Below are 20,813 nucleotides of genomic sequence, written 5' to 3' on the forward strand. Positions count from 1 at the left end.
TTCACTTCAGGTACCTTCCAATGCTGAAAGAAAAACAACTAGACGCTTCAATATTGGCCCTCAGTCGAGATATTGCAGAACGTAGCACTAAGAAAGAAGAAGAGGGCCTTCTTATATCTGTTATTATCCCCTGCCATAATGCAGAAAAATTTATTCATCCGTGCCTCGAGTCCCTTGCCGCTCAAACCATGGCAGCTAAAAATTTTGAAATTATCTGCGTCGACGACGCCTCTGAAGACAGCACAATATCGGAAATTAGAAAGTTTAAAACCAAAATTCAAAATCTTAAAATCATCTCCCATAAAGAAAACAAAAAGCAAGGCGCCGCACGAAACACAGGTCTCAAAGCATCAAAATCAAATTATATAATATTTGTTGACTGTGATGACTTTCTTAGAATGGATGCACTTGAAACACTCTATTACCATGCCCAAAAAGGCCATGATGTTGTCGCAAGTCAGCTTTTAAAAGTTAGGTACGACAAGCCATATTCGCCCAACCTTGCAGGTCGGCACCTTCATGGGGATATTAGGACCGCTTGCCTTGAAGGAAAAACCGGCTGGTTTCCCGTTGGGATGCTAATTTCACGTAATCTAGTTGAAAAGAACGAAATACGTTTCAAAGAGGGCATTTACTTTGAAGATATAGAGTTTTCCACTCGCATATTTATGGCATGTAAAGATTGTAAAATTATACCAGACCAACTATACTACTATGTACAACGAGACACTTCGACTGTGAACACAATGTCGAAAAAGAAGATACTTGACTCGGTTCTTGCGATGAAGGCTATCTTCAACCTCCTCACAAATGATAGTGACGGGAAAAAGACATTTACAAAAACGGCGAACTCATGGCTTAGACTACAAGCCAGAAGAATTCGAGACAGCAATAACACCACTGATCAAAAAAAAGATCTTGCCGAGTATTTTTACTCCGAGACTGTCAAGCATGGCATAGCAGATTATATTGGTTATAATAACGCGAAAGACCTCAAACTAATCCCACTGGCCCCCCCCCAGCCAGCGGCCAACATACCAACAGCCGAAGGTGCAACCTGCACATCTCCTTGGAAGGGAATTTACGAAGAAGAGTTTTCCGACAAGGTTATTTTTTACTGCGAGGTTGATTATCATATCAGAACTGTCGCGCCTATTGCACGAGCCCTGCAGGTACGTGGCATACCGACGCTTATTGTAGATGCTTCGCGTTCCACAAGTTTTTCTACAAATAGACCGCTACCAGATTCTGAACTTCCACTCTATAGTGATCTAAACATCAAATGTTTCAACGTAGCAGAAACACTTCCTTTTTCGACGAAAGCGCTTGCCTTCGTGGTTCTAAATGATCTTACGTATACGAGCCGTCTATTATTCGAGAATTTTGGCTTTGGCGTACCTACTTTTGGATTTTACGAGGGTATCAACGATGACTGGAATCTTGATCGTGATTTCGTACGCATGCCATATCGCTCGTGTGATTACCTTTTATTACCCGGGGCCTACCAAACTGCTTTCTTCCAAGATCGAAACTCCTCAATCGTTGGTCTTCCCAACATACGTGAAAAGCTTTCACACGATATACTGACGCCTCTAAAGCGTCGAGCCGTAATTAATGTAAACTTCACCTATGGGGTGATGGAGGAGAAACGGCAGGAATTTGTAGAAAGTGCCGTAGAGGGCTGCAAACTTGCCGGTCTGGACTATGTTATTTCGCAACACCCAGCCGACAAGGCCGACCTATCTCGGTACAATGTTAGCGAAGCGAGTGTCTACGAGTTAATTAATGAAAACGCTATCCTAGTCAGTCGGTTTAGCACCACGATACTCGAAGCGTTGGCGGCAGGTCGCCCTACTGTTTACCACAACCCGATTGGTGAACGTGTGCCGAAATTTCATGAACCTCTCGGAGCCTTTTCAACCTCGAAGAATGCCACAGAATTGGCAGCCGCTTTGACACAAGAACTAAATTTTGTGGCGGGAGGTGGTAGTATCAGGGATCGCGCCTCCCTTTTTCTTCACGCACATTGCAGCCCATTCAGTGCGAAAGATACAGCCGACCGCGCTGCAGAAGCAATAATTAGCGTCCTAAAACGCCCCCGTGAACGGTTGGTTTTTAAGCATGGAGAGGCAACATATGATGAAAATGTAGCGACCGAACTATCCACCTCCACCGAAGCGTCGACGCACAAGCTTCACAATAGAATTGCGATTAGCGAACTTCAAATAGCCAGTCGCCTACTAATCGACCCCGCAGCAATGCTGCCGCGGGTGGAGGTCGGTGGCGACCTGAATGCCCAGACCGCGCAATTACTATCGGAAGATAACCCGGAGGCAGCGTATTTGCACAGGGTTCTGAACTGGGCCCGCAGAGAAATGGCGAACACAAGCGAGTGCTGAGGCGCTACAAATAACGCCCCCTGACCTCAAGAACCTCATTGGGTGACAGAATGCCCAAGCAAGCGCGCTGAGCCATCTAAGACCGCCGCGCTTGCCAAACCCGAGGCAGTCACCCGTCAAAATTATCCCTTGGCCGCTCGTATGAGAGGAGGCCAGCACGGGGCAGGTCAGCCTGAATTTAACAAACGGAAACGTATTCTAGCGGCGCCGCAGGAACAGGGATATTTTTCGGATTGGCCCCGTGATTTTCCAAGAATTGGAGGTGTAAAGAGCGTGCAAATTTTCGGACTGCTCTGCAACACGGCGTTCTAGGGCGGCTTCTTTTTCCTGTGCCAACCTGAGGGCCTCGTCTTTATTCGCAATGCTCTGTTGCGCTCTAAGCAACTCCTCGGCACTTCGAGAGAGCCTGGCCTCAAGGTCACTCATCGACTTCAGCTCTCTTGCGAGTGTCTTCTGACGGACCGATTGCGTTTCGATGTCACGCAGCAGCGAGGACACGCTTTCTTCCAGCAATTCGTTTTTCGAAACGGCTTGCTCCCGTTGTGTTTCAAGTGCCTCCAGCCGGTTTTGGAGCTCGGTTACCTCTGTTTGAGCAGCTTTCCGTTCCGCCAAGACAAGCGTCACAAGTTCAGAGCTCTTTTCAAAGGATGGACAAGGACCGCAGATCATGGCCTCAATTTCCGTCGCAAGAGCCTGGGCTTTAGGCGTGATTTGTAGAAGATGCAGGCTGACCAGATGGCTCAAAGCACAAGGTTCAGTCTCTTCTGTTTCCAAAATTTCTTTCGGCAAAGGGGACAGCGGGATGTTGAATTGATTCGCCACGGCTTGCCAACTGTCTGTGCCCCCCTTCAGAAGAGGCGCTTTTGCCATGACACGCACCTGGCGCCGAACCTTGCGATAGGTCTGCAAGAAGGCTTCTGCTTCTTCAATCCAGTCCTGTAGTGCTTTGCCGTGATCTGCAGTACCAACCAGCCGCCGCGCGAGGTTTTGGCTCGGCGTCTCAGTAGGTACGATGATTAGACTATCCCCATGTTCAGCCAGCGCACCTTCCAAAGATGGGTAAATTAATGCTTCAACGCCGAAAAATGCGGCGTTCGATAATGCCTTCAGGCGTGAAACCTCTTTGTCCTCCGAGCAGATAAACCGCAACGGACTAGGGTTTCGAGCAACATCGGTCGCCTGGCTGGTTGTTGCTGTGTCATCCTGCATGCGCATTGATCCATTTACATCATTGATTTCTGCGCAAACAATCATAGACGCTTTGGTTAATCCAGATTTTTCCGCAACGTTCGCCCTCGTAGAGAAGAGGATTGCGCAGGTGGTTTAGATTGCGGCACGTCACCAGCCTCCAGTAACGTCTATAGAGAGCATTCTTACCCTTCACATGCTCTTTGATCTTCCCTATCCCTGAGCACGCGTTGGGGCAGGAATGAATGGGTAAAGCTAGGTATGAAAAAAGCGCTTATCACCGGGGTGACGGGGCAGGATGGCTCCTATCTGGCGGAGTTTTTGTTGGAGAAGGGCTATGAGGTGCATGGGATCAAACGCCGCGCCTCCTCCTTCAACACGCAGCGGGTGGATCATATCTTTGAGGATCCCCATACCGACAATGCCCGTTTCAAACTGCATTACGGCGATCTCACTGACAGTTCCAACCTGACGCGGATCCTGTCCGAGGTGCAGCCTGACGAGGTCTATAACCTCGGCGCGCAGAGCCATGTCGCGGTCTCCTTCGAGGCGCCGGAATATACCGCCGATGTGGATGCCATGGGCACCCTGCGCCTCTTGGAGGCGATCCGCTTCCTGGGGCTGGAAAAGAAGACCCGGTTTTATCAGGCCTCGACCTCGGAACTCTATGGTCTGGTGCAGGAGGTGCCGCAGACCGAGACCACGCCCTTCCACCCGCGTTCTCCTTACGCGGTGGCCAAGATGTACGCCTATTGGATCACGGTGAACTACCGCGAGGCCTATGACATGTATGCCTGCAACGGCATCCTGTTCAATCACGAGAGCCCGCGCCGGGGCGAGACCTTCGTCACCCGCAAGATCACCCGCGGCCTGGCCAATATCGCGCAAGGTCTCGAAGACTGCCTTTACATGGGCAATATCGATGCGCTGCGCGACTGGGGCCATGCCAAGGACTACGTGCGCATGCAGTGGATGATGCTGCAGCAGGACGCGCCGGAAGATTTCGTCATTGCCACCGGCGTGCAATATTCGGTGCGCCATTTCATCACCTGGAGCGCCGCCGAGCTGGGCATCACCCTGGAGTTCACCGGGGAGGGCACCGATGAGGTTGCCACCGTGGCAGCCATCGAAGGCGACAAGGCCCCGGCGCTGAAGGTGGGTGACGTGATCCTGCGCATCGATCCGCGTTATTTCCGCCCCGCCGAGGTGGAGACCCTGCTGGGCGATCCGGCCAAGGCCAAGGCGAAACTGGGCTGGACGCCCGAGATCACCGTGCAGGAAATGTGCGCCGAAATGGTCCGTGAGGATCTGAAGGTGGCGCAGCGCTCCCGCGTGCTGATGGAGCACGGCTATGACACGCCGGTCGCCCGCGAGGACTGAGGGGATGAGTGCAAAACCACGTCTGTTCCTCACCGGCGGCGGCGGCATGGTGGGGCGCAATGTTCTGGATCACGCGGCAGCGGCCGGGTGGGAGATCCTGGCGCCGCGCAGCCGCGATCTGGACCTGACGGATGCGGGTGCCGTGGCCACCTATCTGGAGGCGCATAAACCCGATCTGGTGATCCATGCGGCGGGCCGTGTCGGCGGCATCCAGGCCAATATGGCCAATCCGGTGGCCTTTCTCGATGAAAACCTCGCCATGGGGCGCAATGTCATCATGGGGGCGCGGGCCGCGGGTGTGACCCGGCTGATCAATCTTGCCTCCACCTGCATGTATCCGCGCGAAGGGGAAAACCCGCTGCGCGAGGAAAGCATCCTCACCGGCGCGCTGGAGCCCACCAACGAAGGCTATGCCCTGGCCAAGATCATGGCCATGCGCCTGTGTGATTACATCCGTCAGGAGGACCCCGACGCGCTCTACAAGACGCTGATCCCCTGCAACCTTTATGGCGCCTACGACAAGTTCGACCCCAAACATTCGCATCTGCTGCCGGCCATCATCCACAAGGTGCATCAGGCCATGAAGACGGGGGAGGCCGCGGTCGAGATCTGGGGCGATGGCACCGCGCGGCGCGAATTCATGTTCGCCGCCGATCTGGCTGATGCCATCTGGAAGGCGGCAGAGGACCTTGAGACGCTCCCCGGCGCCATGAACATCGGCCTTGGCCACGATCATTCGATCAACGATTATTACGCCACCGTCGCCGATGTGATCGGCTGGCAGGGGGCATTCACCCATGATCTGAGCAAACCCGTGGGCATGAAGCAGAAGCTCTGCTCGACCGAGCGCCAGACCGCCTGGGGCTGGCAGGCGCCGACCTCCTTGCGCGACGGGATCGCGCAGACCTATCGCTATTATCTGGAAAGCGGACACGCATGACCTTCACATACCCTCTTGCCACCTCCTCCTGGGATCAGGCGGAACAGGATGCGCTGCAGCGCGTGATTGCCTCGGACATGTTCTCGATGGGCCCCGAGGTGCGCGCCTATGAAGAGCAGTTCGCCGCCCAGTTCGGCAGCAAGTTTGCCGTCATGGTCAACTCCGGCTCCTCGGCGAACCTGTTGATGACCGCGGCGCTCTGTTTCACCAAGAACCCGGATCTGAAGCTGGAACGCGGCGATGAGATCATCGTCCCGGCGGTCAGCTGGTCCACCACCTATTACCCCCTGGGCCAATATGGCCTCCGGATGAAATTCGTCGATATCGACCGCGAGACGCTGAACTACGATCTGGCGGCGCTGGAGGCGGCGATCAGTGACAAGACCCGCGCCATTATGGTGGTGAACCTTCTGGGTAACCCCAATGATTTCGACGCCATCCAGGCGCTGATCGGGGATCGCAAGATCGTCATGATCGAGGACAATTGCGAATCCATGGGCGCCACCTATGGCGGCAAGGAGGCCGGCACCTTCGGCGTCATGGGCACCTATTCTTCGTTCTTCTCGCACCATATCTCCACCATGGAAGGCGGCATGGTGGTCACCGATGACGAGGAACTCTACCACGTCATGCTGAGCTTGCGCGCCCATGGCTGGACCCGCAACCTGCCGAAATTCAACCATGTCACCGGTGAGAAGTCGGATGATCCTTTCGAGGAAAGCTTCCGCTTCGTGCTGCCGGGCTACAACCTGCGCCCGCTGGAGATGTCCGGCGCGCTGGGGCAGGAGCAGCTGAAGAAACTGCCGGGCCTGATCGAAGGGCGCCGCGCCAACGGGGCGCTGGTGCAGGAAAAACTCACCGATCATCCCAAGTTCATGATTCAGCGCGAGATCGGCAAATCGAGCTGGTTCGGTTTCTCGCTGGTGATCCGCGAAGAGGCGGGGCTGACACGCGCCGATCTGGTGAAACAGCTGGCGGCCGCCGGGTTCGAATGCCGCCCCATCGTGGCCGGCAATTTCGCCAAGAACGAGGTGATGAAATATTTTGACTATGACATTCACGGTGCGCTGACGAATGCCGATTACATTGATGCAAACGGGCTGTTTGTCGGCAATCATCACTACCCCCTCCCCGAGGCGGTAGCGGCCCTGGCGGCGCTCTGATCCGCGGCGGGAGGTAGTATATGTCAGACGCGTTGCGGTCACACCTTAAACTGGTGCGCCCACCTCGTGGCATTCAGTTAAGATTCGCCATTTTCGGCACGAGTTCCAGTTCCAATAAAGTGGGAGACCGATGTGCCAGCCCCTACTCCACCGTCACCGATTTCGCCAAGTTGCGTGGTTGGTCCACATCGGTGCCTTTCTCAACTGCAGTATGGTAGGCTAAAAGCTGCAGCGGCACCGCATAGGCGATAGCTGCGAAAGGCCCCTGAACCGGTGCCATGCAGATTTGCTGCCAGATGCCCTCTCCAGCCTCTTTCACCCCTTTGGCATCAGTCACCATTACAATCCTGCCGCTACGCGCCATCACTTCCTGCATGTTGGAAACCGTCTTGTCGAAAAGCTGATCATGCGGCGCCAGCACCACAACCGGCATTTCCTCGTCAATCAGTGCGATAGGACCATGCTTCAGCTCGCCGCTGGCATAGCCCTCAGCATGAATATAGCTGATCTCCTTCAACTTCAGAGCTCCCTCCAGCGCCAACGGATAAAACGTGCCGCGACCAAGGAACAGAGCGTGGCTGAACCGAGCTAGCTGCGCGGCCACACCACGCACCTCTGCCTCACAGGTCAGCGCCTCCGCGACCTGGCTGGGCATATGGCGCAGTTGCGCCTTATAGTCCTGCAGCAGCCCTGTCGGCTGAGTCTCGATCTGACGTGCCGCTTCCAACGCCAAAGCAGCTAGCACCGCCAACTGGCAGGTAAAGGCCTTGGTAGAGGCCACACCAATTTCCGGCCCCGCCATGATCGGCAGCGCCACGCCACTTTCGCGCGCGATTGAGCTTTCGGGTACGTTAACGACAGACAGGATCATACCGGCCTTTCCCGCGCAGTAACGCAGCGCCGCCAATGTGTCGGCAGTCTCCCCTGACTGCGATACAAACAATGCTAGGGTTCGCTCTGACACCGGCGGTTCGCGGTAACGGAATTCCGAGGCGATATCGACCTCGACCGGTAGGTTGGCGATTTGCTCGAACCAATATTTTGCAGTCAGGCAAGCCAGAGAAGCAGTCCCGCAAGCCACCATCACAACCCGATCAAAACGGCTGAAGTCAATCTGCTCCAAAGCCCGTTGCCCATCACCACCGTCCAGATAGTACTGGAGAGCTGCGCCCAGAACTCCAGGCTGTTCCGCAATTTCTTTGGACATGAAATGGCGATGGCCATCCTTTCCCACAGCGGCAACCGATTGCCCGATTTCGCTCCGGGCACGGTCTACCGGAGTACCTTCGGCATCTTCAATGTCACAGCCTGCCCGGGTTACCACTGCCATGTCACCCTCTTCCAGATAAGTGACTTGCGAGGTCATCGGTGCCAGCGCCAATGCATCTGACCCGATGAACATCTCGCCTGTGCCCCAGCCGATCGCCAGCGGGCTGCCGTGGCGGGCGGCCACAATCAGGTCCTCTTCCCCTTCAAACAGGAAACACAGCGCATACGCCCCTTCCAGTCGAGAGATGGTCGTACGGGCAGCTGCCACTGGCTCCAGCCCCTGCTGCAGATAATACGCGCACAGCATCGCCAGGGTTTCGGTATCGGTCTCGGTTTCCGCCTTCAGCCCATGCTCCGCCAGAAAAGCACGTAGCTCACGATAATTTTCGATGATACCGTTATGGACAACCGCAACCCGGTCCCGGGCATGGGGGTGGGCGTTTTTCAAGGACGGCCCACCATGGGTGGCCCAACGCGTATGACCAATGCCAGCAGTACCGGCCAGAGGCTCATGCACCAGCAGATCACTCAAGTTGGCCAGCTTTCCGACTGCCCTACGGCGGTCCAAGCAACCTCCATTCAAGGTTGCGATACCCGCGCTGTCATAGCCACGATACTCCAGCCGTTTCAATCCTTCGATCAAAACAGGGGCTGCCTGATGCTGGCTCAAGACGCCAACGATTCCACACATGCTATGTAGTCCCTTGCATTATTTCGCTGCAGTCTTTCGGTTTCTCTGGCGCTGCCGTAATCGGTCTGCGCCGCCTGCCTTATTGTTCTGATCCGCCCGCGACAGAGCCAGCGCATCGCTTGGCACCTCATGAGTAATCACGGACCCCGCTGCCACAATGGCCCCGGCTCCAACGGACACCGGCGCCACCAAGGCACTGTTACTTCCGATGAAGGCCCCCGCCCCCACCTCGGTTTGGTGCTTCATCACCCCATCATAATTGCACGTAATAGTACCCGCTCCGATATTGGCTGCAGCGCCAATATGCGCATCCCCCAGATAACTCAGGTGATTGGCCTTGGCACCCGCCTCAAACGTGGTGTTTTTAGTTTCCACAAAATTACCAACCTTGGCCCCCTCACCAATGGAGCTGCCAGGCCGGATACGGGCATAAGGACCAATCACGGCCCCCCGACGGATCCGACATCCCTCTAGGTGCGAAAAGGCGCGCACCACCGCACCTTCATCCAATCGAACCCCAGGTCCGAACACCACATGCGGCTCCACCAGAACATCCCGGGCCATCCGCGTGTCAGGCGCAAAAAAAACAGTTTCCGGCGCAACCAATGTCACACCTTCAGCCATTGCAGCCTGGCGCGCCCAATTCTGAAAAATCGCTTCAGCTCGCGCCAGCTCTGCCCGTGAATTAATGCCAAGCGTTTCTTCCTCCGCACAGGTCACAACCGAGCAAATAAGCCCCGCATCATTGGCTTTTTCCACGACATCTGTAAGGTAATATTCTTGAGCTGCATTATGGCACCCAATTTGACTGATCAGCTCAAACAGGTTTTTTCTGTCCGCACAGACCACCCCAGAATTGCATAGCCCGATTTTCAGCTCTTCAGCCGTCGCGTCTTTGGCTTCAACAATCCGGCGCAAACGCCCATCTTCCACGACCAGACGACCATAGCGCCCCGGATCTTCAGGTTCGAACCCCAAGGCGACAAAATCCGCCCCCGCACGGCGCGCCTTCAGCATCGCCTCCAGCGTATGCGGGCGGATGAACGGGGTATCCCCGAACAAAACAATAACATCGCCATCAAAATCTACCAGCAGTCCACGTGCCTGATCGACCGCATGGGCTGTTCCAAGCTGTTCGTCCTGAATAACAATTTTGGCATAAGGAGCATGCGCCTGCACAGCATCAGTCGTTTGCTGTGCGCCAAAGCCCGCAACGACAATGAACTGCTCAGGCCCCAGAGAAGACGCTGCCCGCATCGCATGGAACAGCATTGGAAGACCTGCAATCGGGTGCAGAACTTTAGGCTGTGCTGAGACCATCCGCGTTCCACGACCGGCAGCCAAAACAACAATCGCCAGTGCCATAATAAACCCTGATATTAAGTCTGAAGGAAATGTGGATCGCTCAATCGTGGCAAATCTGCCTGAGAACCTCTACAGCGGTGCCACGGCAAAGGCCGGAGCCGCATTGCCCGCCTCGGCGGCCTCAAGGAAGCCGCGCGCGGTGTCCAGCGCCTCGCGGATGGTCACATCCATATCGAGATAGCGATAGGTGCCAAGACGCCCCACGAAGGTGACGCCCTCGGTCTGTTCGGCCAGTTTCACGTAATCGGCCAGCAGGGCTTTTTCCTTCACCTGGCGGATCGGGTAATAGGGGATATCGCCCGGCTCGGCGCTGCGGGAATATTCGCGATACAGCACCGATCCCTCGTGCTCTTCCCAGGGGGAGAAATGCTTGTGCTCGGTGATGCGGGTATAGGGCACCGCTTCCTCGCCATAGTTCATCACCGCGCAGCCCTGGTAATCGCCCTCATGGGTGAAACGTTCGAAATCCAGCGTGCGATAGCCGAGGCGGCCCAGTTCATAGTCGAAATACCCATCGAGCGGTCCGGAATAGAACACGTGGTCATATTCCGCAGCCATCTCACGGGTGAATGTGGTCGAAAGCTTCACGGTGATGCTTGGGTGGTCGAGGATCTTCTCGATCATCGAGGTATAGCCGTTTTCCGGCATGCCCTGGAACTTGTGGAAGAAATAATTGTCGTCGTAGTTGAAGCGCACCGGCAGGCGTTTCAGGATCGAGGCCGGCAGTTCAGACGGCTGCACGCCCCATTGCTTGATCGTGTAGCCCTTGAAAAAGGCCTCATAAAGGTCCTTGCCGACAAAGCGCATCGCCTGTTCTTCGAAGGTCTGCGGGTCGGTGATCGAGGTATCGGCCTGTTCCTCGGTGATGAAGGCGTGTGCCTCTTCCGGGCGCAGAGTCTTGCCGAAGAACTGGTTGATGGTGTGCAGGTTCACCGGCAGCGAGAAGACGCCGCGCTGCCCCTTGGGATCGACCGAAGTGGTCTTCACCCGGTTCTTGTAGGGCAGGAAGGTCTCATAGGTGTTCACATAGTCCCAGACCTCGGCATCGTCGGTGTGGAAGATATGCGGCCCGTAGATATGCACCATGACACCAGTGTCGACATCCCGTTCGGTGTGGCAATTGCCCCCGATATGATCGCGCGCATCCACCACGGTGATGTCATAGCCCGCCTCGGCCAGATGCCGCCCGATCACTGCACCGGAAAGGCCTGCGCCCACCATAAGGAGTTTTCCTGCTGACATAACCCTGCCTCCTGCATCAAATTTCTAAGGGGATACCCTGTCATCGTAAAACAGGGAATACAGCCCGTCCGCACCACGCCTCAGCCAAGTCCCCTGCTATAGCCAAGGGTTTCCGCAAAGGGAAAGGTCACCTCTTCGGCCATGGCATGAAGATCGGCATTCTTGGCCTGCTTCCAGCTTTCGGCAGGACGGATCTCGATCTTGGACTTGCGTTCTTTGAGAACCGTAGCATTGGCCGGCGGGAAGAGATGCGCCTCCTCCCAAGAAATATCCGCAGTATCGGGGCCGGTGAACAGGGTCAGATCCTGCGGCACCCCGGCCCAGTCCTGAATCCGTCCCATCCAATGCTGCGGGTCCACCGTGAGATCCTCATAGCGCAGTAGCATGAATTTCGCAGGATCCAGCGCCTCAAGCCGTTTCAGACGGCGCTGACGGCCCGCCCAGTTACGGGTCCGTCCCCGCAGCACCTTCGGACGTTTCAGCACCTTGGCCCAGCTAACCGCCACCGCGCGCGGATCGCGCACCAGATTAAGGATATGCAGATCGACCTGCGGCAACAGGCTCAGCGCCAGACACAGGTCCACCGATTTCGAACTGTCGATGAGCATCCGCCCACCTGCCTGCTCCGCCGCCGCCGCATAAAGATCACCGAACAGGGTCAGAAACTCTGCATTCTCCCGCGCCAGTTTGTCGCGCACCTGCGGCTCATGCCAGTTGGGGGCCTCCCCGGAGGCCGTGCCGAACGCCGCCATTCCTGCCTGCAGCGCCTGCAGCGCATCCGGGCCATGGGCTGCCTCGAGCCGGGCGATCACCGGTCCCCAATACGCACAATCCGGCACCGGTCTGCGGCAACTGCAGGGCGCCGCACTCCTGCGGGCCTCAGGCAGGTCGCGGATCTGGCCAATGTTATAGGTCTGCGCATGCTGGGACAGCATCAGAGACAAAAACGTCGACCCCGATCGTCCCGCTCCCGCAATATAAAGCACTTTGATCGACATCCGCTTATATGTCCTATTCTGGATCGTGTTTTCCCTGCACGCCTGCCCCAGCCGCAAAAGCCTCGGTGGCGGCTGGCTCAATAATTTACACCTTGTTTCACGACTGCGTTTTTGGGACAAGCTCAATGATAATTTCAGCTGGCGGACTCTTCGAATATGGCAAACCTTGAACCGCGTTCTCAAGTTCATGGGACATGGCAGGCGGCTGACGACTTCCGGGCTTCAGCCCTGCATTACGCAGATCAGCCCGCCCTCAGCGCAGGTGGTAAAACGCTCAGCTACGCGGCCCTCAACGCCCGGGTTCAGACTATTGCAGCCGCCATTGCCGACACCGAAACGGCACAGACACAACCAGTCACCGCGATCTACGCCAGCCGCGGTGCGGATATCTATGCCGCTGTGCTGGGGACGCTGATGCGTGGCCATGCCTATGTGCCGCTGAACCCGAAGTTCCCGCCTGAACGCAACCGCTATATCCTGGAGCGCTCCGGCGCCTCGGCGGTGCTTTATGAAGCGCAGGATGCCGCAGCCGTAGAAGACATCCTGGCCGTGCCTGCCGACGGGCCGCTGCCGCAGCAGATTGATCTCAGCACCCTGCCCCAAGAGCGTACGCCGCCTGCGCGGATCCATGACAACCCCTACGCCTATGTGCTGTTCACCTCAGGCAGCACCGGCCAGCCCAAGGGGGTAGCGATCCGGCACAGCAACCTCGGTGCCTATCTTGATGCCACCTTCCAGGTCGCCGATTACGGCCCCGTCGACCGGCTGTCGCAGAACTTCGACTTGACCTTCGATCTGAGCGCCCATGACATGTTTGTCTGCTGGCGGGCTGGCGCGCATCTGATCGTGCCCTCGGCTGCGGATCTGGAGACCCCGGCCGACTATGTCCGCCGTCATGGTATCACCTGCTGGTTCTCGGTGCCGAGCCTTGGCCAGAAGATGCGCCAGCAGGGCGCGCTGACCCCCGGCGCCCTGGATCAGCTGCGCTTGTCCCTGTTCTGCGGTGAGGCCCTTCCGGTCGATCTGGCGCAGGACTGGGCCCGGGCCACCGGCCACCGGGTGGAAAACTGGTACGGCCCGACCGAGGCCACCATCGCCTGCACCCGCTATGTGCTGCCCGCCGACCCTGACAGAATTCGCGGCCGTTTCAACCTGGTCCCGATCGGCACCGCCCTGCCAGGCATGGAAACCCTCGTGCTGAAAGAGGACGGCACCCCCGCCAGTGTCGGCGAAAGCGGTGAATTGCTGGTGACTGGCCCGCAGGTGGCTGATGGCTATGTGGCAGATGCTGAAAAAACCGCCGCGGCCTTTGTGCAGCCCGCGGGCAAGGACAGGGTGCATTACCGCACCGGCGACCGGGTCGATGTGGGGGCCGATGGCACTCTTCAGTTCATTGATCGCATAGACAATCAGATTAAGATCCGCGGGTACCGGGTAGAACTGGGCGAAATCGAGTCCCTGCTACGCGCCACCGCCGCCGGCTGCAACGCCGTGGTGGTGCCGATGCCGCTAAAATCCCCGACCCCCACATCGCTGGTCGGCGTGGTCGAAGGCTGGGACGGCCCCGGCCACCAAATCCGCACGGCCATCAAGGGGCACCTGCCCGACTACATGACCCCCACCCGAGTTCTGGTCATGCCGCAATTCCCCAAGAACGCCAGCGGCAAGGTCGACCGCGGCGCCATTGGCCAGCGCGTTCTAAAGCGTCTCGAGAAACAGAACCAGCAATCCGCCCCCAAACAGAAGATGAAACGCTATGACCGGCTGATCCAGTTTGCACAGGAGATCAACCCGGCCCTGTCACGCAAGGAACTGGAACAGGCCGAAAACCTCATGGATGGCGGGCTGGATTCAATGGGGTTCGTCGATTTCACCGTGCGGCTGGAAAAGCATTTCGGACTGGAGCTGACCCAAGAGACCGCAACCGAGCTGTCGCAAATGTCCCTGTGGCAGATGGTGGCATTTCTACGCCGCGCTCTGGCACCGAAGGGAGCGGACCGCTTTCAGCCTCCTGCCCCGGGCAGCCTGAAAGCCCCCGAACTGAAACGCAACCTGCACTACCGCGCCATGCGGGCGCTGGATATGCTTGATAAATTCCCCGGGTTCGTCGCCGACACCCCAAAACCGCTGGTACTCTGCGTCGGCTCTTCCGGCTTCATGCGCGGGATCAGCCCGGAAACCATCGAATCCTGCGCATCCGGGCAGGATGTGCGAGTTGCCAATCTTGGCATGGCCATGCTCAGCGTCGAGGGCATCGCCGAAGTCTGCGAATATATCCGTGACACCCTGCAGGCCCAGGGGCGTCGTCTGGCCCATGCCGTGATCGAAATGGAAATCATGCAGCTGTCGATCATGCCCCCCGCAGGCGACATCGAGATCCTGGAGGATTTCAAGGCTGGCCTGTTTCGCGATGTTCCGCGCAAATACTATGACGCAGACACCATCTGGGACACCGCCACCGGCGGCGCCATCGCGCCGATGGACACCCCTGGGAAGGTCGCCCCGCAAGCCAACTGGGAACGCAAGCGATCCAAGGAAATCTGCGAGGCTTTCGAGGGCGGGATAAAAATGGACGACAAGGCTGTCGCTGCCTGGATCCGCGGCGTCAGGGCTTTGCAGGAGGTCAGCGACCGCGTCACCGCAGTGATCCACCCCATCCAGCACCCCGAGGGCCAAAGCGCCCTGAACGCAGCAAGAGCCCGCGGCCAGAATCATTTCAGCGCCGTGGTGGAGCAGGCTGTCCGCGAGACCGGGATTGACATCATGCTGGACACCGATTTCGTGGTCGAGCCGGCCGATTTTAAAAATATCAGCCATATGAACGACTATCACGGGCGACAGAGTTTCTCGCGCCAGATCGCCCGGCGCATATTTCGCTGACCCGCTCCCTGCGTCGGCCCCAACGAAAAGAAAAAAATGCAACACCCCCCCGTTTTCCTGATCTGCTCTGAACGTTCCGGCTCTAACCTGATCAGCCGTATCGTGGGCGCCCATTCTGCGTTTTATGCCCCGCCGCCGTTTCACTTTGGCCAGAATGTCCTGCTTAATCTTCACCAGACCCTAGCCGGTGGCACCAAATCTGTCGCCTGGCAGCGGATGTGTAACAGGATCCCCAAAAGGCTGGAAAAACTGCTCGGCACAAAGAAAGAAGCGCAGGCCGCCGCCGCCTGGCTCTCTGCTCAGGATCAGATCGATCCGCATCGCCTGGCCCGGTTTCTCTATATCGACGCCACGCCTGCAGCCGCAGGCAAACGGGTCTTCATCAAGGAAAACAACCTGCACAAGCTGCTGTTTTTCATTCTGGAGTGTTTTCCGGATGCAAAATTTATTTTTCAGGTGCGTGATCCCCGCGACTATTTTGCCTCGGCTGCAGCCCTGAGAGAGGGCACAAAAAACAAATTCGGAACCACCAAGAACGCGCTGCGGATCTGGAAAGAAGACCAGCTGGGCGGCCTGCATGCCCTTGGCGTCCTTGGGCCTGAACGCGTCTTTCTGCATCGCTACGAAGACCTGCTGATTGATGCCGAAGCTGTTCTACGGCGCCTGTGCCTCTTTCTCGACCAATCATTCGAGCCGGAGATGCTAGACTTTCACAGCACCGAGGAGGCCACCACCCTGGCAGGTAGCAACCGGCAACGTCAGAATGTCGCCAAGCCTCTCATGACCACAAATTTCGCCAAATTTCGCCACGCGCTTCCCGCCCAGCAGATCAGGCTGGTGGAAAAACGGCTGGGGCGGCTGATGCACCAGTTCGGTTACCCGCTGGACAAGATGAAGATCACGTCCAAGGGACGCATCGTGCCGCGCAGCTCCCCCGGGGATAAAGGCGGCTATCAGGCAAGACCGCTTTTGTCCCCTCTGGACTACGGTCCGCCAGACACCTGACCGAAGGCTAAGCTAGGCGTCCCGGCAGGGGCATCCAGCAGGAAGGTTAGCCTCCCCCCCCTGTCGACCCTCTGTTTCCGTTCTGTCTGTAAGCCGCTTTCATCTTCTTCTGAAACTGCTCCGGGGTATGCAGCGCCAGGGCAGAGAGCGCGCCGGACAGAGCCTCGACCCCCAGCAGTGTCTCTGTGTCAAAGTAATCTGCAGCACTGAAGGATTGTTTCTTCCCGCTCAGTTTCTGCGGCGCCGCCTGCAAGGCCTCCGTCATTGGTGTCCCAGTGAAGAAGGCTGCGTCCAGTGCTGCCGCATCCTCCTGATAGCGATCAATGACCTTTCCAATCAGGCTCCGGGGAATATGCAGGCGGCCAGTCTCTTTGCCGATACCTGTTCTCTTGATTTCCTGCGTCACGGCCTGGCTCAATGCGGTCAGGGCCCGCCGCATAAGCTTTCTGTCGATCTCCTGCCTGGCGGCCTCGGACCGAAACACGTGATGCACATGCTGCAAAAGCGCGATCTGTCCCACTGTCAGCGCCGGGTTGTCGACTGTCTTACCCTGCAGTTCCGTGCCTTCTTCTCCTGTGAGAAAGTGAAAAAAATCGGCCGAAATATCTTCACGGAACAGCTCCTGGCGGACAAAGGGGCGCAGCTCGAAGCGATCGCCAAAGGTATTCCTCCATTCCAGGAACCGGGGCGTATAATCCAGCGTACCCCGTGCGGACATCCGGTTGAAGAACCCCCGAAGCCCACCTTTTACCATCCCAAATTTTATCTGTTCCGAAAACGCGGACAACAGCTTTTCCGCATGGGGGCGAACATAGGAGATCAGACGGATTTTATGCTCATACCCAGGGAGAGTCTCCTGGATCACCTGTTGCAGGTGCGTCGGAGAGGCAAACTGGAAATGCTCCGCCGAAACCACAGCAAAATCTGCATCACTGCTCTCCAGCGCCTGATGCAGTTTCCTGAAACGTCTCGTGTTTCCGGCTTTTTTCTCTTTCCGGTACAACCCTTGGGCTAGGTAGTTGTGATTAAGGTGCCGCCCCGGGTACAACAGCTGCTGTACGCCCGGCAGGGTGTAGGATCCGGACCGCAACACGCCTTGCAGCGTCGTGGAGCCCGTTTTCGTGTCCCCCAGGTGAATAATCAGTTCCTTAACCATAAAACGGCTTTCTCATTACGCTGTCTTGTCCGGAGTGGTTCCCCCACCAGCCAACCCCGACAAAAATGTCTCTACGGCCTCATCTTCACGCCAGCTCTCACGCCAGGCCTTACGGGCCTCAATCTGTTCCAGTGCGATGCGGGCCGCCTCCAGTTCCGGCAGCGGGTCCGGCTCCAGAACGGCTTCCAGATCGTCAAAAAAGCCCTCCTGGCCCATCACCTCGCCCAGCCAGGTATCGATCGGGCGGAACCGTTCCAACATCCGAGCGCGGTTCTCCGCCCCGAAGAGTTCCACAGAATGACTGGGCGGCAGGTTCAATTTCGGTGCAAGCGTGCGCAGGCTGTGGCGCAGCTCTGCCGCCTGAGGCTGGGGCAGCTCCACATTGGCGCGGCGGATAATCTCATAAATTCCGCGGTGAATAGAGTCGTTCTCGCGCCGCTCCGGGGCCAATCCCTTGGGCAGCTCTAGCCCCGTCTGGGTAATGAAATCATTCACTGACCCGCCATTCGCACGAACATCGGCATAATCGCGCAGGATAACGCGGGCCTCGGGCAGCACCTTCAGCCAGCCTTCGATCATCAGGCGATAATTGAAATGAATCCCCATGCCGTAGCTGTCGACCCCATCCTCGCGCAGGGGTTCCAGCTTGTGACCGAATTTCAGCCGCTGTCCGTGCCAGGAGGCCAGATATTCATCGATCCGGCGCAGGGTCGCCACGACAGTGAACTCCGCTCCCGGAAACTGCTCGGTGAGCTGCTCGATCAGCTTCGGCGAGGCGGCATTGAAATTGGCAAAGACCTCGGCCGCGAGGATCACCGTATGCGGCTGGGAAAAGCGGACCTGCTGGCGGATGGCATGCAGCATCTGCGATAGGGCTGGCAGGCGTTTGTGATAGGCAGGCACCACGCCGTTCTTCTGCGCCGCCAGCATCCGGAAGGCCAGCGCATTATGCGGCTCGCGCACATTGATCGGCAGAGGCCCTTCGGGCTGCACATGCCCGGCCGCCGTCGCGGCCATATGCGCCATGCCTTCAAAATCCACGTAAGGATAAAGGATCCCCGCCCGCGACAGGGCGGCGGCATTGCGCGACAGGTAGTCCTGCAGCGATGTCGATCCCACCTTGTGATGGCCGATGAACAGGATCACCTTGAGAGGCGCCTGAGCGGTGGGCGTCAGGGTCCCAGACATCCCACTGGCAGGGGGGGCTTTCATCTCGGCAATCCCCCCCTGCCCCGGGGCGATGCGGCGAAGCAGTCGTTTAATCGATTTCACTCGGCGGCGTCCTGCTGAATCTTTGTCACGGGCGTCAGGCCCAACTTGCTGTGCCAGAAATCCTCACTGGTGAGATCGTCATAACGCTCCCGGTAGCTGGCCGCCAGCCGGTCATAGTCTTTCAGGAAAGCGCGGGCGTTACGGATAAAGCGGCGGATCTGGCGCCAGGCCGCACCCTTGGAATGGCGCACGGTGTAATATTTGTCCTGATCGGCATTCAGAACGGTGATTTCCGAGGCGCCCCAGACATAGCCGATATGGCCCCTGTGCGGCGCCTCCAGGGTGATCTTGCGGCCCAGACGGGCAAAGCCGGGGATCAGAAGCCCGTTCAGCGTCAGTTTCATCGCCAGGCGCGCTGCCCAGCTTGGCGGTTTTTGGCGCACCGGCGCCAGCGGCCTGTGCGGGGCCAGCGGCTGCCAGGTCTCGTCGCCAGTCAGCGCCTTCAGATCGGCGCGGCGCGTGGCCATGTCAGCGTTCTGGTCGAAGAATTCCGGCCCCTGCATCACGTCCTCAACCGCCAGGTTGATGGCCGCCAACGTGTCGTAATGCATCCGCGGCAGGTTGCGCAGGAAGAACCATGCGGCGATCTTCAGAACACCCTTGGCGCCCACGTCCAGCATCGGCAGGCTCATGTGGTGGGCCATATGGCTGCGCAGGTCCAGGTACCAGGTCTGCGGGCTTTCCTTCTCGGTAAAGCTTTCCTGGAAGGAGACCACCCCGTTGAGGGTGAGAATGTTGAAATCATTGGCCAGCGAGAAACTGACATCATCGCCGCGCACGAAGAACGGAAAGGCAAGGTGCCGGGCCGCGTCCACCGGGAAGGCGAAATACCACCAGCCGCCATAGAATGTGTCCGGCACCGGCCGGGTGGCCAGGTTTTCCATCGCGATCATTTCGCTCTTGTTGCGCAGATCGGTGCCCATGTGCTGCGGCAGGCAGCGGGTGTGAAAGAGAGCGCCGTTTTCCCAGATCGCCCAGCGGTGCTGTTCGCTGATCATCGCCCCGGCAATGGCCGTCTTGGGATCCGTGGCATAGGCCAGCAGCATCCAGGTGCGCTCCAGGCTTTCCATGTGGATCGAGGCATCGTCATCCATGAACAGGCAATGGGACGCCCCGCGCGCCCGCGCCTCCAGCAGCCCCCGGGTAAAGCCGCCTGCCCCGCCCAGATTTTCATTGGGCACGATGCTGACGCCTTCGGGGGGATCCAGATCGACCGTTCGCCCGTTGTCGGTGACGATCATCTGCACGTGGTCCTTCATCCAGGACTGCTCCCGGAAGGCGGCGAACCGCTTGACCGTGCGCGCCACCTCGGCTTCGCGTCGGAAGGTGGTGACCGCCAGCGCCAGCTGCGGCTGGCGTTTCGGCGCATCCTGCGTCTGCCAGGCAGCCCCGACCAGATGTCCCGGTCCCATCGCCCGCAGCGCGAAATAGAGCACACCCTCGGCGCAGCCCTGTTGCAGCAGATGCGACAGATCCACCCGCAGTCGGCCCTCTTTGGCCGCGTCTTCCGAAAGAGTCACATACTCGCAGCTCACCAGGTCCCAGGAGCGGTTACTCGGCGCCAGGAAAACCGAAAGTTCGAAATCCCCTGCGCCTTCAAGGGTCAGGACCAGCGAGCTCAGATCGCATTCGCGCTGCCATTTTCCCAGGTTGAACAGGTTGAACCAGGTGGCAAAAGAGGCTTCTCCGCCGGTGGCAAAATGTATGTCATGCCGGGTATCAGACAGCGCCACTGCGCCCTCGGTACACACGTAGAGTTCCCGCTCGGTGCAGATGCCGAACTCGGGCCACATCAGCGCCTGCAACGTAGTGAACGTTGCGGCCTGCGCCTCATCTTTCATCACTGGAACTCCCCTGCACCCATA

The 20,813-nt window shown here is 57.9% G+C and carries 14 protein-coding genes; 6 read left to right on the forward strand and 8 right to left on the reverse strand.

All coding sequences use genetic code 11. The features are described from left to right. The first annotated feature begins 20 nt into the window (after positions 1-20). Positions 21-2,399 (forward strand): glycosyltransferase, encoded by a 2,379-nt coding sequence (locus tag SM765_RS20710; protein ID WP_368981806.1) that lies wholly within the window; start codon positions 21-23, stop codon positions 2,397-2,399. 198 nt (positions 2,400-2,597) lie between these two features. Here SM765_RS20710 and SM765_RS20715 read toward each other — a convergent pair whose 3' ends face one another. Further along, a complete protein-coding gene (locus tag SM765_RS20715; protein ID WP_368981807.1) occupies positions 2,598-3,608 on the reverse strand; it encodes a hypothetical protein in 1,011 nt (336 codons plus the stop codon). Positions 3,609-3,848: 240 nt separating this feature from the next. Here SM765_RS20715 and gmd point away from each other — a divergent pair, with 240 nt between their 5' ends. From gmd to SM765_RS20730, 3 genes are read left to right on the forward strand one after another with little or no spacing between them, the layout of a single operon-like run. Then, positions 3,849-4,967, forward strand: a complete 1,119-nt coding sequence (gene gmd / locus SM765_RS20720) for a GDP-mannose 4,6-dehydratase (RefSeq protein WP_368981808.1) — start codon at positions 3,849-3,851, stop codon at positions 4,965-4,967. Positions 4,968-4,971: 4 nt separating this feature from the next. Then, positions 4,972-5,907: a GDP-L-fucose synthase family protein gene (locus SM765_RS20725; RefSeq protein ID WP_368981809.1), complete on the forward strand. Its 936-nt coding sequence runs from the start codon at positions 4,972-4,974 to the stop codon at positions 5,905-5,907. Continuing rightward, positions 5,904-7,070 carry a DegT/DnrJ/EryC1/StrS family aminotransferase gene (locus SM765_RS20730; protein ID WP_368981810.1) on the forward strand — a complete coding sequence of 389 codons (1,167 nt, stop codon included), beginning with the start codon at positions 5,904-5,906 and terminating at the stop codon, positions 7,068-7,070. Before SM765_RS20725 ends, SM765_RS20730 begins: the two co-directional genes overlap by 4 nt. Positions 7,071-7,212: 142 nt before the next feature. Here SM765_RS20730 and glmS read toward each other — a convergent pair whose 3' ends face one another. The 4 genes from glmS to SM765_RS20750 all read right to left on the reverse strand — a co-directional run bounded on the left by glmS (position 7,213) and on the right by SM765_RS20750 (position 12,635). Continuing rightward, the gene (glmS, locus tag SM765_RS20735; protein WP_368981811.1) at positions 7,213-9,030 is read right to left on the reverse strand and encodes a glutamine--fructose-6-phosphate transaminase (isomerizing); all 1,818 of its coding nucleotides are present in this window, start codon (positions 9,028-9,030) and stop codon (positions 7,213-7,215) included. 18 nt (positions 9,031-9,048) lie between these two features. Then, positions 9,049-10,395 carry a bifunctional UDP-N-acetylglucosamine diphosphorylase/glucosamine-1-phosphate N-acetyltransferase GlmU gene (gene glmU, locus SM765_RS20740; protein WP_368981812.1) on the reverse strand — a complete coding sequence of 449 codons (1,347 nt, stop codon included), beginning with the start codon at positions 10,393-10,395 and terminating at the stop codon, positions 9,049-9,051. 69 nt (positions 10,396-10,464) lie between these two features. Continuing rightward, a complete protein-coding gene (gene glf / locus SM765_RS20745) occupies positions 10,465-11,637 on the reverse strand; it encodes a UDP-galactopyranose mutase (RefSeq protein ID WP_368981813.1) in 1,173 nt (390 codons plus the stop codon). Positions 11,638-11,717: 80 nt separating this feature from the next. Next, positions 11,718-12,635 (reverse strand): sulfotransferase, encoded by a 918-nt coding sequence (locus SM765_RS20750; RefSeq protein WP_368981814.1) that lies wholly within the window; start codon positions 12,633-12,635, stop codon positions 11,718-11,720. 156 nt (positions 12,636-12,791) lie between these two features. Between SM765_RS20750 and SM765_RS20755 the strand changes: the two genes are divergently transcribed. Together SM765_RS20755 and SM765_RS20760 are read left to right on the forward strand one after the other, a co-directional pair. Beyond that, positions 12,792-15,515, forward strand: coding sequence for an amino acid adenylation domain-containing protein (locus tag SM765_RS20755; RefSeq protein WP_368981815.1), 2,724 nt, complete (start codon positions 12,792-12,794; stop codon positions 15,513-15,515). Positions 15,516-15,551: 36 nt separating this feature from the next. Further along, positions 15,552-16,520 (forward strand): sulfotransferase family protein, encoded by a 969-nt coding sequence (locus tag SM765_RS20760; RefSeq protein WP_368981816.1) that lies wholly within the window; start codon positions 15,552-15,554, stop codon positions 16,518-16,520. Positions 16,521-16,566: 46 nt separating this feature from the next. On the opposite strand, the gene SM765_RS20765 is transcribed toward SM765_RS20760, so the two are convergent. From SM765_RS20765 to SM765_RS20775, 3 genes are read right to left on the reverse strand one after another with little or no spacing between them, the layout of a single operon-like run. Continuing rightward, positions 16,567-17,676 (reverse strand): hypothetical protein, encoded by a 1,110-nt coding sequence (locus tag SM765_RS20765; RefSeq protein ID WP_368981817.1) that lies wholly within the window; start codon positions 17,674-17,676, stop codon positions 16,567-16,569. A 15-nt stretch (positions 17,677-17,691) separates the two neighbouring features. Continuing rightward, positions 17,692-18,948 (reverse strand): hypothetical protein, encoded by a 1,257-nt coding sequence (locus tag SM765_RS20770; protein ID WP_368981818.1) that lies wholly within the window; start codon positions 18,946-18,948, stop codon positions 17,692-17,694. After that, on the reverse strand, positions 18,945-20,789 hold the full coding sequence (locus tag SM765_RS20775) for a glycosyltransferase (RefSeq protein WP_368981819.1): 1,845 nt from the start codon (positions 20,787-20,789) through the stop codon (positions 18,945-18,947). The genes SM765_RS20770 and SM765_RS20775 overlap by 4 nt, the downstream gene beginning before the upstream one ends. Positions 20,790-20,813 lie beyond the last annotated feature (24 nt).

The sequence above is a fragment of the Pseudophaeobacter sp. 1A09344 genome, assembly GCF_041008745.1.
Lineage (GTDB): Bacteria > Pseudomonadota > Alphaproteobacteria > Rhodobacterales > Rhodobacteraceae > Phycobacter > Phycobacter gallaeciensis_A.